Raw genomic sequence first — 15,749 nt, 5'->3', positions numbered from 1 at the left:
AGTTAATTACACCATTTTCGTTTTTTTTAATTATGACTATATCGATTGTTCACTACGTAATACTAGCTTATTACCTTTACCTGTTATTCTGTCCTTTAATTTCAAAAAGTAGCTTTCAAAATATTTATAGGAGATAGAAGCTATTCCAATAGTAATTACTAAAGCAATAAGGCAAATTAAAGTTTCACTGATAATATTGACCTTCAAATTCAGTACACCAGTTACAAGTTTTATAACCGGAATTATAGTTAAGCCGTGGAATATGTATATTCCATATGAAATTTTTCCTAAATATTTGAAAATCTGATTTTCCATACGTAAAATGGAATCATCATTAATTGCGAGGTTTAAAATAAGAAATATAAAAAACAAGCAATATACCTGGTAGCTCACAATATGCGGATAAAATAATAAAGGAATCATCAGTAAATAAAACAGAAGTTGAGCTGTTTTTGAAAAAATGTATTTTAGAAAGTACGTATACTCTATGGCAATAAAAGCGCCTAATGCACCAATTGCCATTGCGTCAATTTTAAACCCATAACTTGAATTGAAAAATAGGTTCAATTTGAGACCTGTATTAGATAAAATGTGAAAGTGATTTAATATATGTAAAATACCATTATTACTTAAAAAGAGCATTAATACTATTATAGAAAAGATGTAATAAAGAGGTTTTTTAGTTTTCATAATGAAAGGCCAGATTAAATAAAATTGCTCTTCCACACCAATACTCCAGGTTGGATTTGCGTAACCCAAACTCGGCGTAAATATTAATGCAATATTAGGACAGATAAAAAGCAGTAAGACAGTTATTATACTTCGGTGGCCTTGGATAATGACATTAGAAGTCCCCCCTATCCAGGTGAATAATGGATTATGATTAAAAAAAACAAAGGCAAGGATAATTATTAAATAATATAATGGCCAGATACGTAGAACTCTTTTTAAATAAAATTGGGGAATGGATATACCCTTGTTTGCGTTTTCATTAATCAATAGATAAGTGATAATGAATCCGCTTAAAACAAAAAATAGAACTACAGAAAGTTCACCAAAGCCAAAAGGGAAATAATCAATCGTATTGCTTTTATATTTATTCATTACCAAGGCAAGGTCAATATGGTAGAATAAAACAGTAGATGCAGCAATAAATCGGAGACCATCAAGGTTTGGTAAATGTTTTTTCATAGATATTAATCGGGTCTAAGATATGGAGTTAATCAGTCATAAAATCTTCATCAACGTTAAAAATTATTACGTTCGCTTTATGAAATTTACTAATTGTAAGGGCAAACACAACTTTAAGTCACTTCTCATTAAAAGAAGTAAAATGTCCTTCCTTTCCTATAAGTTGTAGCCTATTCTAAACAAAAACTCAGTTTTTATTAAATTACATAGCAAGGTAAACTATGGCACGGTTTTGCAATATGTATTGGTACATCTAACATAAAAAACATAATATCATGAGATCAATTCTTTATATTATCGCAGTTATCCTGGTAATTGGATGGGCGATTGGAGTATTTGCTTATTCGGCAGGTGGCATAATACATGCCTTATTAGTAATCGCCATAATTGCATTTTTAATTGGCTTAATCAGGAGTCCTTCCACTATATAGAAGGTAATTCCATTATTTTCACTTATAGCGGTCCCAAAGGGCCGCTTTTTTACTTTAACGGCACTTATAAACTATTAATCTTTGTTTGAACCACCTGCATAATTAGGTATAACCATATTATCAATATCGCTCACGATATGCCTTACCTGAACATCCAATGCATCTACTGCCTGCTCAAGTAAGTCAATATATTCAGAAGGAGCTTCGTAATTTTCTTCTTTAATTAAACTCATTAATCCCATAATGGTAGTTAGAGGTGCCCGAAACTGATGAGTTTGTATATGTGCTATCTTTATTAAAGAATTGTTTTGTGCTATTATCTTTTGTTCTTTTAATTTCCGTTCAGTAACATTCCGGATAATATAGGATGCCCCTATTATTTCATTATTAGTATCACGGGCAGCTTCAAATGTAGCCTCCCACCAAATTATACCCATTTCAGCATAATCGGTAGATCCTTCAACTGTTGACTTTACGCCTTGCAACGTAAGGTTATATTTATCAATAAAGGTGGCAATAAACTCAGGGTGCAGGTATTTTATAAACTGATCGCCATTTTTCATTTCAGTTTTATGCACCGCTTTAATAAAATTAAAGGCGGTTTTATTAAAGTCGATTACTTCTGCATTCCTGTTTAACAATACCTGAAAGTTTGTTGAGCTTTCAAAAAACGAACGCAAGCGAATATTGGCATGAATATTTAGCTTTTTTTGCTCTTCAAGTTCCTCATTCTTTTTCTTGAGCAATTTCGCACCGGCTCTTACTTCAATTATCTTCATCACCTGGTTCCCCAATATCTTCAAAACAAGTTCCTGGTGTGCATCAAGTGTGTGGGGTTTGGTATCTAAAACAATAAGCGATCCTACTTTTGTGCCGTTAGGTGCCAGTATGGGCATACCTGCAAAAAACCTCAAAGCCGGGCCACCGGTCACTTTAGGGTGGTCATAAAATCGTTTGTCTTTTAAAGTATCTTTTACAACAATAACCTCATCACGGTTTACAATATGTGTACAGAAACTCAAATGGCGCGGAGAAGAGGTTATAGTAACCCCTTTGCGAACTTTTAAATATACTGTTTCATTATCTGAAAATGTAATAACAGCATAGGGCACATTGGCCACTGCTGCTGCAAGCTCAACAATTTCCAGAAGTTCTTTATCGTCCTCCAGACCAAAATGCAAAAAGTGTTCAATAGCCCTCTGTTCTAAATCTTCAATCATCAATGGTCTTAATTGTGCTTAATAGGGGCTAAAATAAACGTTTCAAACGCATATATTTAAAATGCCACCTTAACAGCTTTTTTGTTATACGAAGAAATAAGAGGGATAGTTTTCATGTAAATATAATCTTACAAAAGGTAATTTAAGGTTGATGTTCTCAATCATTTTTAATCCGAAATACATACATCTACAGTATAAAAAATTAAAAACCCAAATCAATTTAATAAATATATCACTAACAATCAATTACTTATAAAATAAAGTATATTATTATAGAACTATGTATTGCATATTACCATACAAAACATATATCTTTGTTCAACAAGTAAATGATTTACCTGAATTGAAAAAAAACTCAAACAATAAAACCATTAAAAATTAAACCGTAAACAAATGAAAACTAGCTTTTATCTAACCGCCATCTGCCTGGTATCATTAAGTATTTTTTTGATGTGGTCAAAATTCAGGATAAATGATCATGACATTGCTATTGCTGTGAATGACGACAATGACAAATACAAATTCTCCGCATCTTTTCCTGATGGAAACACGACTCGCGTCCAGGAATATATCAATAAAAGTATTTCGCCTAATAAACTGGCTAAATCAAGCGACGATTATTTTGACGTGACAACCACGCTTGCAGACAAAACCGAATTCTATGCGTACGAATCACCCGGGAAGCTTAAAATAGAGATCGATAAAAGGAAAAATTCAAATGCATCCATCTACCGAATCAGAAAAATGTGCGATGGGATAAAAAACCTACTAACCGGAAAATAATCAAAACAAATTACAAATAAAAAACAACATGAAAACCCTTACTCTTATCATTTCCCTGTTAATTACAGGATGTGCCGTTAGCTTTGCGCAATGCGGTAAAAAAGTAGTACTTACAACAGCCAGCACCCAGCACCTGGATGCCAGCGGAGCCGTAGAACGGACTGTTGACGAAAAAGCCATAGTTGAAATTAATAAAACGGATTTGGCAATTAATGTGAATGATGAACACAAAATGACCGGCAAAATAAAATCTGATACCTGTAACTGGAAAGTGCCTTATAAGGATGGAAAATCAGTTATCAAAGCAACGGTAACAGATGAACAGGGAACAGACAGAGAGGTAACCATAACTATTGAAGGAAAGGATGGTAAAGTTACGCTGCTATTTGAAACGGATGGTATGCCTGACGACAGAATCAGGGTAACTGTAGTTAAATTTGAAGAGGCTAGTTAACTTTTCCACTTGCAGTTGGTGTTGTGCCTGGCAATACCGACTGCATGTTAAATTGAATGGTAAACTCTGTACCCTCTCCTAGTTTACTTTTTATTTTTATAGAACCTCCGAGTGCTTCTACCTGCGTTTTCACCATAAACAAGCCTATTCCTTTACCTTCTGTTGAGGTGTCAAAACGCCGGTAAAGCCCGAATAATTGATCACCGTTTTTATCAAGATCAATTCCTTTTCCGTTATCTTCAAAACATAGTTCAACTTTATCATTCACCCTACGGCTTGTAATCGTTATAACCGGCGTTACTCCTGAACGCGAATACTTTATACTGTTTAATGAGAGGTTATAAAATATGCTATAAATGTAACTACGTATGGTAAATATGGATTCGACATCACTAAAAGAGCATTTAAATTGTACACTTTCAATTAGCAACATATTATAAATACTTGTTTTTATTGAATTTATAATATCCTGAAAATAAACTATTTCCCGTTTTTCATTTATTACACCACGGGCTTGCAATATGTAATTAAGATCCTGAATTACAGTATCAATATTTTGTATGGAGAGTGAAACCCTGTCAACTACTTCATTTTTCAGTTCATGATCAACATCTTCATCCTTAAGCATGTCAGTTAAACCAATTATATTGGCTACCGGAGCACGCAAATTATGCGAAACAATATAGGTAAACTGTTCAAGATCATTATTATGCTGAATCAAATCAGCGGTTATCCTTTCCCGTTCAAGGGTGGCGTTTTTAGCTTCGGTAATATCTTTATTAGCTAAAATAAAGCCCCAGTTTTCCCCTTCATTATTTTTTACATTCAACCATCGTACATCATTCCACTGAATAGTTCCATCACTTTGCGTAAAACATAATTGATAAGCAACCATTTCGCCAGCGGCTACATTTTCAAGCATCTGTACTATGCTGGGCCATCTTTCCTCCGAAAAATAATATTTGATCTCTTTATTAATCTCCAGCATTTTATGATTATGCTCTTCAGAATATTTCTGTGCCAATAAATTAAAGGAGACTATATTTAACTGGGGATCTACCAGTATATAAGCGGTATCTGTGTTTTCAAATATAGTACGAAGATTGGCTTCCGACTTCTTCATCGCCTCTTCATTTATTCTTCGTTCGGTAATATCTGTTACCATTGCCAGTGCTCCACGATATCTGCCCGTTTCATCAAAAATAGGATTGGCAGAAATGTTTGCCCAAAACTCTTCCCCATCTTTCTTTGTGTACCGCACATCCAGGTTCTCCTTAGCCCCTTTTCTACGTCTCTCCATACAGGCCATGGCGTATTCCTTTTGCTCGGGATCCATAAAATCATAAAGACCTTTCCCCATCATCTCTGCTGGGGCATATCCCAACATGTCGGCCATCTTTTTATTAACAAAATTGGTTTTATTATCGGCATCAATTGTCCAAATCCCTTCTTGTGCACTTTCAACAATTTGTTTGTACCTGATATCCTGCTCCCGGTTTGCATCTTCGTTCAGCTTGCGCGATGTTATTTCTCTTGTAATGCCGTCAACTCTAATCAAATTTCCAGTTTCATCTAAACGGGGAACAATCTTTTTTTCTACCCACCGGATGGTACCGTCTTTATGAATAATCCTATACTGACTGTTTACCTGCTTGCCCTGGTTTAATATCTTATCTTCGCCAAGAGCAAGGTATTGGTCATCCGGGTGTATCACCTCAAACCAAAGCTTATTATTTACTAAAAAATCAACAGGTTTATATCCATACAAGCTTTCGCAGGAGTCTGATATTTGTATCAGCGTGGAGGTAGTCATATCAACAGAAAAAAACACCTCATCCATAGCATTAAAAAATGCCATCAAATCAGGATGAGCGTCCTCCAGTTTTTGAATATTATTGTCTGACGACGATCTAAATAACATTTTTAATTATTTAACTATCAGGACTATACAACCACTTTGGTAAAATTTTGTTTCACACCTTTTTAATGTAAAATTTTAAACACCAATTCTTTCATCAAGCCGCCATGGTCCGTAGTAGAATCTACACCTTTACTTTTAAGATCATACTCGCGCAGATAACTTATAATCTGCATGGTTTTTCCGTAATTATAGCTTCGGGCAGCTTGTTCATAGTCTTTCACAAAATAAGGACTTATGCCTAGCTCACGGGCAAGGTTTTGCTGTGATTTATCCCTTACATAATGATAAATCAGTACTTTACTAAAAAAGTTATTCAAATTACCCAAAACTAATACGATTGGATTGGCCTTAGGGTTTGCTTCAAAATAATTAATGATTTGATTGGCTTTAAAAGCATCTTTTTTGCCTAGCGCTGTTTGTAGTTCAAAAACATTATACTCCTTACTGATGCCTATATTATCATGAATATGTTTGAGCGTTATTTCCTGACCTGAGGAAACATTCAACTTTAGTTTTTCCAGTTCGTTGGCAATTTTCGACAGATCATTCCCTAAATATTCAGATAACATCATGCTGGCCTGTTGATTTATTTTGTATTCTTTTTCGGCTATAAAACCTTCTATCCAGGCAGGTATTTTACTATCATATAATGCAGCTGATTCAAAGATGATTCCGTTTTTTTCAATCGCCTTATAGGTTTTTTTTCGCTTATCAAATTTGCCATACTTATAGCAAAACACCAATATTGTGCTGGGCAATGGGTTCTCCAGGTAACTCAACAAAGGATTCATCCCCTTTTTGTCTGCATCATCACTTCCCCACTTCATGTCCTGGGCTTCTTTTACTAATACCACCTGGTAATCAGCCATCATTGGGTAACGTTTAGCAGCGTTAAGTACCGTCATGATATCTGTATCTTTCCCATAAAGCACCGTTTGATTAAATCCCTTTTCTGCGTCATGTAAAAGCTTATGCTCTACAAAATTGCTTACCAGGTCAATAAAATAAGGTTCGTCCCCATGTAGTAAGTACAGAGGTTTGTATTTTTTATTTTTGAGGTCTTTAAGTAAATCCGTTGCAGTCATTTCAAGGTGCAAATTACAGATTTATTGTGAATGATAAATGGAATAGTGATCGGTCAAACAGTAAATACAAGCGCTGCTTAATATGATACACTCTTGTTCATTCATTAGGATTAGAACCATAAAATAATCACTTTCGCAATATGGAATTGCTGCTGCCGCTTCATTTACCCCCTTACCCATTTAAAATAAGTGATCAGAATGGTCAGTTAATAATGTTTGATGTAATCAGGAAAAGAAATATCATCATTACTCCCGAAGAGTGGGTAAGGCAACATTTTGTGCAATATCTTATCCAACAAAAAAAGTACCCAAAAACACTAATAAAACTGGAAGGTGGCCATAAGTTACATGGAAAGGCTAAAAGGTCTGATATTGTGGTTTTCAATTCAGCCGGAGAGAAAATTTTATTGGTTGAGTGCAAGGCACCATCGGTAACTATTGATCAAAGCACGTTTGACCAGGTAGCCCGGTACAATATGGTACATAAGGTAAACTTATTGGCGGTTACCAATGGCCTACAGCATTTTTATTGCAGTATTGACTTTATTAAAGGAAATTATAAATTTATTGAAGAATTACCAGAATATAAGTAGCATTATGAGTGTACAGCTACAACCAATCCATGAATTTTCTCCATTAAATCTTCGGGCTTAAACGGCTTTGATACATAGTCATTCATTCCGGCATTTAAAACCTGTTCCCTTATATCATTTAAAGCAGCTGCAGTAAGAGCTATGATGGGTATACTTGCTTTTTTAGGATCAGGTAATCTCCGTATTTCTCTGGCCGCATCAAAGCCATTCATTACCGGCATTTGAAGATCCATTAAAATAATATCAAAATTGCCATATTGCAAAATTTCAATAGCCCGTTCACCATTTTCAGCTATCATAGGTAAAATATTCCATTTTGATAATAATTTTTTCATTAACAAAACATTCACCGGATTATCTTCAGCAATCAAAACCCGTAGTGAATTTAATACCTCATTATTTTGAAGTAAAGAATATTTTTCGCCACTCGGTTTCATTTTTTCTGTGGATACCGGGAATTCCATATTAAATGAAAATTCAGATCCTTCACCAACTTTACTGGTTACATTCATATTTAACCCTTGTAACTCAAGTAACCGTTTAACAATGGCCAAACCTAATCCGGTACCTCCATATTGACGTGTGGTGGTAATTGACTCTTGTGTAAAGGGTTCAAAAATACTTTCAAGGTTACTTTTTTCAATACCAATACCGGTATCCTTTACTACAAAATTTATTATAACCGTATTGTGCTTATCTTCATAAAGAGATGTTTTTACCCAAATATTACCCTTTTGTGTAAATTTTATAGCATTGCTAATCAGATTAAAAAGAATCTGGCTCACCCGTGTTGGGTCGCCGAAAAGTACTTTATTCTGTAACTGAGGATCGATTTTCAAGGTAAATGTTAGCCCTTTTTGTTCCGCCTTTAATATTTCAGCTCCGCAAATATTTTGCATCAGCTCAATAATATTAAACTTTGTATTTTCAAAAACCACTTTGCCCGATTCTATTTTATTAAAATCGAGCACATCGTTTACAATAGCCAAAAGATTATTGGAAGAAAACTTCAATACATTTAAGTTTTCGCGCTGATCAGGCCTTGGATTGGCCATAATCATTAAATTGCTCATGCCGATAATAGCATTAAGCGGCGTTCTGATTTCATGCGACATGGTTGCCAAAAATTCAGACTTTACCTGCGATGATTTCTCCGCTTTATCAATAGCCAGTTCAAGTTGTGCATTTAATCTGAGCTGCTCCTCCCCGGTTTCTTTTAACTGCTTAATGTTATTAAAGAATGCGCCATAGAAATGGCTGTGGATATAAACAATGATAATAAAATTGGCGAAAATACTGATGATGATAGTCGATTGATCTACTTTTTCGGGGCGTAAGGCTATAAAATAACTCGTATTATATTCCATCACCATAAAGGCCAGCACTGGAATAAGATTTAACAAAGTATAAACCAGGCCCCAGGTTTGCCCAAGCATGTAAAAACTGAACAATATGATGAGTAATATAATTTGAACTGTAATTATATCAACGTTTTGTAATGCTATAAATACGTTATTTAAGTTGATAAGCGTGGCAATTACCAGCAATGCATGCGATATTGGCCTCCATTGGGGTTTATAGGTTAGATATTTAAATAATACGGCAACTGATACAAACAGTATACCTGCGGTGATAGATAATAAAACCTGATGTTGAAAATAAACATTGATAAACAAGCCCGCTGTTGCTACAGCTACGATCCAAAAACCATAATATAAAAGACGTATGCGGGCCTGATCAAGAATTGACTGATCTTTTGAAAGTATTTTACTGATTGAAAAATTAAAAAAATTGACTTCCCTGCTCATTAAGGTTATGGCTTATTAGTTAAATTTCAATATAAAAATTTGCATTAAGAAATGGTGAGGAAAGATGAATGCCCTCCCACCAATAATTTATCGCAAATCTATATGCAATTAACAAGCCAAAGCCAAAATGTTTTCTTCCAGTATTTTTAGTTTTGCCTCAGCATCAGCCTTTTTCTTTAATTCTATATCAATAACATCGGGCTTAGCATTAGCCATAAACCGTTCGTTTCCTAACTTAGAGTTAACCGATTTTAAGAAACCAATTAAGTATTCTTTCTCTTTTTGTAAACGGGCACATTCTGCAACCGGATCAATATTTTCATTTAACGGTACATAAAACTCATCTGTTGAAACCATAAAGTTCACAGCACCAACTACTTTATCCGCAACTATTTCCAAACTCTCAATATTTCCTAATTTGGCTATGATCGATTCATATTCTTTATAGTTAACAACAGAATTTTCCATTACCGAAAGCGATAATTTCTCTTTAGGAGATATTTGTTTATTATTTCGAATATTTCTTATCTGGGTGATAACTTGCTTTATTATTTCAATTTCAGATAATACACGGGAATTAATTTTCCCATTGCTTGGTAATTGAGCAACGATACAACAATCGTTATCTGTACGTTCGCCAAAAAGCTCGTCATGCCACAACTCTTCTGTTATAAATGGCATAAACGGATGCAGAATTTTTAAAATATTCTCAAAATATGCTATAGTGGTATTTAATGTTTCCCTGTCAATCGGATGCTCATAAGCAGGTTTTATCATTTCCAGGTACCAGGCGCAAAAGTCGTCCCATACCAGCTTATAAGTGGTCATTAAAGCCTCTGAAATACGATATTGAGCAAAATTACTTTCAATCTCAATCAACGACTCATTAAACCGGCTTTCAAACCATTCAATAGCAACCTTATTTTTATTTTCAAGCTTATCATCAACCTCCCAGCCCTTAACTAGTCTGAAAGCATTCCAAACTTTATTAAAGAAATTACGACCCCACTCACAGTGACTTTCATCAAACATTAAATCATTACCAGCCGGTGAACTACGAAGCATTCCCGTCCTTACCCCATCTGCACCGTACTTCTCTATTAAGTCCAAAGGATCTGGCGAATTGCCTAATGATTTTGACATTTTACGGCCAATTTTATCACGCACTATCCCGGTTAAATAAACATTTTTGAACGGAACTTCACCTCTGAACTCATGCCCAGCCATTATCATCCTGGCAACCCAGAAAAACAAAATTTCTGGAGCAGTTACCAGATCATTGGTTGGATAGTAATAATTTATATCTGCATTGTTGGGATCTTTAAAACCATCAAATACTGATATTGGCCATAGCCACGAAGAAAACCAGGTATCCAGCACATCTTCATCCTGTCTCAATTCTTCAGCCTTAACCTCCGGAAGGATACTTTTAGCCGCTTCAAATGCTTCTTCAAGCGTTTTTGCAATTACAAATTGGCCGTTTGGTAAATACCAGGCTGGTATACGCTGCCCCCACCATAATTGGCGACTAATACACCAATCTTTCACATTTTCCATCCAATGACGGTAGGTGTTGATGAATTTTTCAGGGATGAGCTTTATATCACCTTTCAAAACATAATCCAATGCGGGTTTAGCCATTTCATCCATCTTGCAAAACCATTGCATTGATAATTTGGGCTCGATAACGGCATCCGTACGTTCAGAAAAACCAATTTGTGATTTGTAATCTTCTACTTTATCCAGATAACCATCTGTTTCAAGTAATATCGCAATTTTTTTACGGGCCACAAAACGATCTTCCCCTACCAGTATCTGTGCACTTTCATTCAGTGTTCCATCATCATTCAAAATATCAATAACCGGCAGGTTATGTTTTTGCCCAAGCTCATAGTCATTTAAATCATGCGCCGGAGTAACTTTCAAACAGCCGGTACCAAAATCCATGGTTACATACTCATCCAGTATAACCGGGATTTCCCTGTTAATTAAAGGTATTGAAACAGTCTTGCCATGCAAATGCAGGTATCTTTCATCATTAGGGTTGATACAGATTGCGGCATCGGCCATAATTGTTTCAGGGCGGGTAGTAGCTACCACCAGATATCCTGGTTCGCTATTGGTTCCCGACTGAATAGTATAACGGATATAATAAAGTTTTTGATTAACCTCTTTACGGATAACCTCTTCATCTGATACCGCCGTTTTTCCCTGCGGATCCCAGTTTACCATACGTACGCCACGATAAATCTGACCTTTTTTATACAGATGAATAAAAGTATCAATCACCGCTTCAGATAAATCATCCTCCATGGTAAAACGGGTACGGTCCCAGTCGCATGATGCGCCCAGTTTTTTAAGTTGTTCTAGAATAATACCACCGTACTTTTCCTTCCATTCCCAGGCATAGCTTAAAAACTCCGTACGGGTAAGGTCTTTTTTGCTGATGCCACGTTCTTTTAGCATGGCTACAACCTTTGCTTCAGTAGCAATACTGGCATGATCTGTTCCGGGCACCCAGCAGGCATTTTTACCTTTCATACGGGCACGACGGATTAAAACATCCTGAATAGTATTGTTTAACATATGGCCCATGTGCAAAACACCGGTGACGTTTGGTGGCGGTATAACTATAGTGTAAGGTTCGCGCTCATCAGGTACTGATTTAAAAAAGTTATGCTTTAACCAGTAACTGTACCACTTTTCTTCGGTCTCTTTAGGCAGATATGTTTTAGAAATACTCATAATGTGCAAAAATAGCTTTTTCTGAGCCTTAGCCCAAACCTCTATCCTAAAGAGAACGCTTTTTTAATCTTTTTTTCAAGTCATCTCCTTTGGAAAAGATTTGAGCTTAGCCTCTAAACAGGCAACAACATTTTTACAATCAAAAATTCGACCTATAAAATGTACTCCTTATTAAGAAAACGATAGCATTTACAGCACTTTTTCAAAAGGATATGAAGAAGATGGTATTATCCTTTTTAATAAAATAGCTTAACTGCCAAGCACAGGGATTATGCTTACTTGTATGCACGAGTCAAATTATTATCTTTAAGTTTTTGTTAAAAAGATATGAAACTGAAACTGACCAAACTAACTAATTTTATGCTGATTGGCTTAATAGGCTTATCGGTTAATGCTTTTGCTGCCGGTGGCGGTAAGAAAAGCAAAGGAAAAAGCAAGCCAAAAAGCATAGCTATTCCACCTAAAAAATTTATTGATCCTGCTAATATGGATCTGACCGTTAACCCTGGCGACAACTTTTTTGAATACGCCAACGGTAACTGGATAAAACAAAATGCCATACCAGCTAAAGAAACCCGCTGGGGAAGCTTTAACATCCTTCACCAGGAAAATACCGACCGACTATTAGGTATATTAAATGAGGTAAGTAAAACCACACATCCTGCTGGCAGCCTGGAGCAACGTGTAGGTGATTTGTATGCCAGCGGAATGGATAGTGTAGCAATTGAAAAATTAGGCTATAATCCTATAAAAGCAGATTTAGAGCGGATTGACAAAATAACTGACTTGAATGGAGTGATTACCGAAGCCGTGTTTGAACGTACAAATGGTGAAGGAAGTCCGTTGTTTGGTTTTGGTGTTAGCCAGGATGAAAAACATGTAACCAAACATGTTGCGGGCATAAACCAGGGTGGTACTACCCTACCCGATCGCGATTATTATTTAAAGAGCGATGGGCGTACCAAAAAGATCCAGGATGCCTATAAACAATATATTATTGCGCTTTTTACATTAACAGGCAGCAGTCAAGAAGATGCAGCTAAAAATGCAGCTACCATATTCAGCATTGAGGCAGCCCTGGCTAAAGCACAATTAAGCCGTGTTGCCATGCGCGATCCAAATGTCACCTATAACAAATTTGCCGTTGCTGACTTTGCAAAAACCACCCCGCACTTAAACTGGGTTGAGCTATTACCGCAGATGAAAGTTGCCGGACAGGATACCATGAACGTTGGACAGCCTGCATTTTTCAAAACTGAGGACACTTTATTGGCCGCAACACCAATAGATAATTGGAAAGTTTATTTAAAATGGAATATTTTAAAAGGCTCAGCATCGGCCCTAAGCAATCCTTTTGTTGAGGCTAATTTTGCCTTTTCAAGTGCTCTGAGCGGCCAGAAAGTACAAACTCCACGTAACGAGCGTATGTCTAGCCTGGTTGATGGCAGCATTGGCGAATTATTGGGCCAGTTATACGTAGCTAAATACTTTACCCCGGCCGCTAAACAATACATGGTTGATCTGGTAAATAACCTGAAGGTTACCTTGGGCGAGCGAATTCAAAACTTAACCTGGATGAGCGATGCTACCAAAGCACGCGCACTTAAAAAACTAAATGCATTTACTGTAAAAATCGGTTACCCAGACAAGTGGCAGTTGTATGAAGGTTTAACAATTACCCGTAATGATTATGTGGGTAATTTAAGGGCGATTTCTATCTGGAGATATAACTATGGTGTTAGCCAGATTAACAAACCGGTAGATAAAACCCGTTGGGGCATGTCGCCGCCAACTGTAAACGCTTATTACAACCCGGTAAATAATGAGATTGTGTTCCCGGCAGGTATATTGCAGTTTCCATTCTTTGATTTTGGAGCTGATGATGCTGTAAATTATGGTGGTATAGGTGCAGTTATCGGTCACGAAATGACCCATGGATTTGACGATCAGGGTCGTCAATATGATGCTGACGGAACTTTACGTGATTGGTGGACCAAAGATGATGCAGATAAGTTTAAAACCCGTGCTGACCAGGTTGTTGCCCAATACAATGGATTTACTGTGTTAGACACTTTACACGTAAACGGTAAATTAACATTAGGTGAAAATCTTGCTGATTTGGGCGGATTGAATGTTGCTTATGCTGCCTTTAAGAAAACCAAAGAAGGACAATCAACTAAAAAGATTGATGGCTTTACTCCTGATCAACGTTTCTTCTTGTCATGGGCCCAGGTTTGGAGAGGTTCTCAACGTCCGGAAGCTGCGGCACAAAGGATTTTAGTTGATCCGCACTCTCCTGAACAATACCGAACCAATGCGCCATTAACCAATATTGATGCATGGTACACTGCCTTTAGTATTAAACCAGGCGATAAGATGTACAAGAAACCTGAGGACAGAACGAAAGTTTGGTAAGATATAATGCAAAGGCACTAAAAATTGGCCTTTACATGTTACATAAAATAAGAAGGGGCGGAAATTTTCCGCCCCTTCTTATTTTAAAATATTGCTTCAGCTATTTTTTTGGTTGGCCCTGCATTGCTCATGGTATAAAAATGTAATACTGGTGCTCCAAATTTTATCAGCTCTTTACATTGGTTTATTGTCCATTCTATGCCTACTTCTCTTACTTCTTTTTCTGATTTGCAACTGTTTACTGCATCGCAAAGATCTTCAGGCATATCGATATGAAAAGTTTTTGACAGGTTAACCAATTGCTTTGAATTAACAACCGGTTTTAAACCCGGAATAATAGGTACATTAATTCCGTTAGCCCTGCAACTATTTACAAAGTCGATATATTTCTGGTTGTCAAAAAACATTTGGGTAACAATAAAGTTGGCCCCCATATCTACCTTTTGCTTTAGGTATTTGAAATCAGTTTTCAGATTCGGCGCCTCAAAATGTTTTTCAGGATACCCTGCCACACCAATGCAGAAACTTGTTTTCAGAATTTCGTCATTAGATTCGTGTAAATAAATGCCATTGTTTAAATTAACTACCTGCTGTAACAAATCGGTAGCATAATTATGACCGTTTGGTGTTGGCACAAAGGAAGCATCCCCTCTACGGGCATCTCCACGCAAAACCAACACATTTTCAATTCCTAAAAATTGCAAATCAATAAGGCCATTCTCTGTCTCGTCTTTGGTAAAGCCTCCGCATAATAAGTGAGGAACTGTATCCACCTTGTACTTATTCATAATTGCCGCACAAATAGCAATAGTGCCTGGTCGTTTACGATAGCTTAATTTCTCCAGCAAGCCATTTGAATGTTCTTTATAAATAAAATCCTCACGCAGTGAAGTTACATCAATGAAGGGCGGCTTAAATTCCATTAAAGGGTCAATGGCATCATAAATCCCCTGGATACTTTGTCCCTTTAAAGGTGGTATCAATTCAAAAGAAAAAAGTGTTTTGCCTTTAGCGTTGCTGATGTGTTCGGTTATTTTCATACCCCCTACCCCCCTTAAGGGGGAATTTTTTATATTTAGTTGTGATATTTTTTTTGTTTTGCT

Annotated in this window: 12 protein-coding genes; 5 read left to right on the top strand and 7 right to left on the bottom strand. The window is 36.3% G+C overall.

The features are described 5' to 3' along the window. Positions 1–36: 36 nt before the first annotated feature. The gene (locus JN11_RS01360; RefSeq protein WP_144908883.1) at positions 37–1,191 is read right to left on the bottom strand and encodes an acyltransferase family protein; all 1,155 of its coding nucleotides are present in this window, start codon (positions 1,189–1,191) and stop codon (positions 37–39) included. A 275-nt stretch (positions 1,192–1,466) separates the two neighbouring features. On the opposite strand from JN11_RS01360, the gene JN11_RS01355 reads away from it, so the two are divergent. Then, a complete protein-coding gene (locus JN11_RS01355) occupies positions 1,467–1,622 on the top strand; it encodes a lmo0937 family membrane protein (RefSeq protein WP_144908881.1) in 156 nt (51 codons plus the stop codon). Between the two features lie 74 nt (positions 1,623–1,696). On the opposite strand, the gene JN11_RS01350 is transcribed toward JN11_RS01355, so the two are convergent. Next, a complete protein-coding gene (locus JN11_RS01350; protein WP_144908879.1) occupies positions 1,697–2,842 on the bottom strand; it encodes a GAF domain-containing protein in 1,146 nt (381 codons plus the stop codon). A 393-nt stretch (positions 2,843–3,235) separates the two neighbouring features. Between JN11_RS01350 and JN11_RS01345 the strand changes: the two genes are divergently transcribed. After that, positions 3,236–3,625, top strand: coding sequence for a hypothetical protein (locus JN11_RS01345; protein ID WP_144908877.1), 390 nt, complete (start codon positions 3,236–3,238; stop codon positions 3,623–3,625). Positions 3,626–3,653: 28 nt separating this feature from the next. After that, complete coding sequence (locus JN11_RS01340) at positions 3,654–4,079, top strand: hypothetical protein (protein WP_144908875.1); 426 nt, start codon at positions 3,654–3,656, stop codon at positions 4,077–4,079. Here JN11_RS01340 and JN11_RS01335 read toward each other — a convergent pair. Continuing rightward, positions 4,072–6,000, bottom strand: coding sequence for a PAS domain-containing sensor histidine kinase (locus tag JN11_RS01335; protein WP_144908873.1), 1,929 nt, complete (start codon positions 5,998–6,000; stop codon positions 4,072–4,074). The genes JN11_RS01340 and JN11_RS01335 overlap by 8 nt on opposite strands. Before the next feature lie 62 nt (positions 6,001–6,062). Beyond that, a complete protein-coding gene (gene holA / locus JN11_RS01330) occupies positions 6,063–7,085 on the bottom strand; it encodes a DNA polymerase III subunit delta (protein ID WP_144908872.1) in 1,023 nt (340 codons plus the stop codon). A 140-nt stretch (positions 7,086–7,225) separates the two neighbouring features. On the opposite strand from holA, the gene JN11_RS01325 reads away from it, so the two are divergent. Next, positions 7,226–7,678 (top strand): type I restriction enzyme HsdR N-terminal domain-containing protein, encoded by a 453-nt coding sequence (locus JN11_RS01325; RefSeq protein ID WP_144908869.1) that lies wholly within the window; start codon positions 7,226–7,228, stop codon positions 7,676–7,678. A gap of 2 nt (positions 7,679–7,680) precedes the next feature. Here the strand turns inward: JN11_RS01325 and JN11_RS01320 are convergent, their stop codons facing one another. Beyond that, positions 7,681–9,486 (bottom strand): response regulator, encoded by a 1,806-nt coding sequence (locus tag JN11_RS01320; RefSeq protein ID WP_144908867.1) that lies wholly within the window; start codon positions 9,484–9,486, stop codon positions 7,681–7,683. 108 nt (positions 9,487–9,594) lie between these two features. Continuing rightward, positions 9,595–12,231: a valine--tRNA ligase gene (locus JN11_RS01315; RefSeq protein WP_144908865.1), complete on the bottom strand. Its 2,637-nt coding sequence runs from the start codon at positions 12,229–12,231 to the stop codon at positions 9,595–9,597. Positions 12,232–12,558: 327 nt separating this feature from the next. On the opposite strand from JN11_RS01315, the gene JN11_RS01310 reads away from it, so the two are divergent. After that, on the top strand, positions 12,559–14,646 hold the full coding sequence (locus tag JN11_RS01310; RefSeq protein ID WP_144908863.1) for a M13 family metallopeptidase: 2,088 nt from the start codon (positions 12,559–12,561) through the stop codon (positions 14,644–14,646). 83 nt (positions 14,647–14,729) lie between these two features. Here the strand turns inward: JN11_RS01310 and metF are convergent, their stop codons facing one another. Continuing rightward, positions 14,730–15,686 carry a methylenetetrahydrofolate reductase [NAD(P)H] gene (metF, locus tag JN11_RS01305; protein ID WP_144908861.1) on the bottom strand — a complete coding sequence of 319 codons (957 nt, stop codon included), beginning with the start codon at positions 15,684–15,686 and terminating at the stop codon, positions 14,730–14,732. Positions 15,687–15,749 lie beyond the last annotated feature (63 nt).

Source organism: Mucilaginibacter frigoritolerans, assembly GCF_007830615.1.
GTDB classification, from domain to species: Bacteria; Bacteroidota; Bacteroidia; order Sphingobacteriales; family Sphingobacteriaceae; genus Mucilaginibacter; species Mucilaginibacter frigoritolerans.
This window is presented reverse-complemented; position numbering and strand designations above follow the sequence as displayed.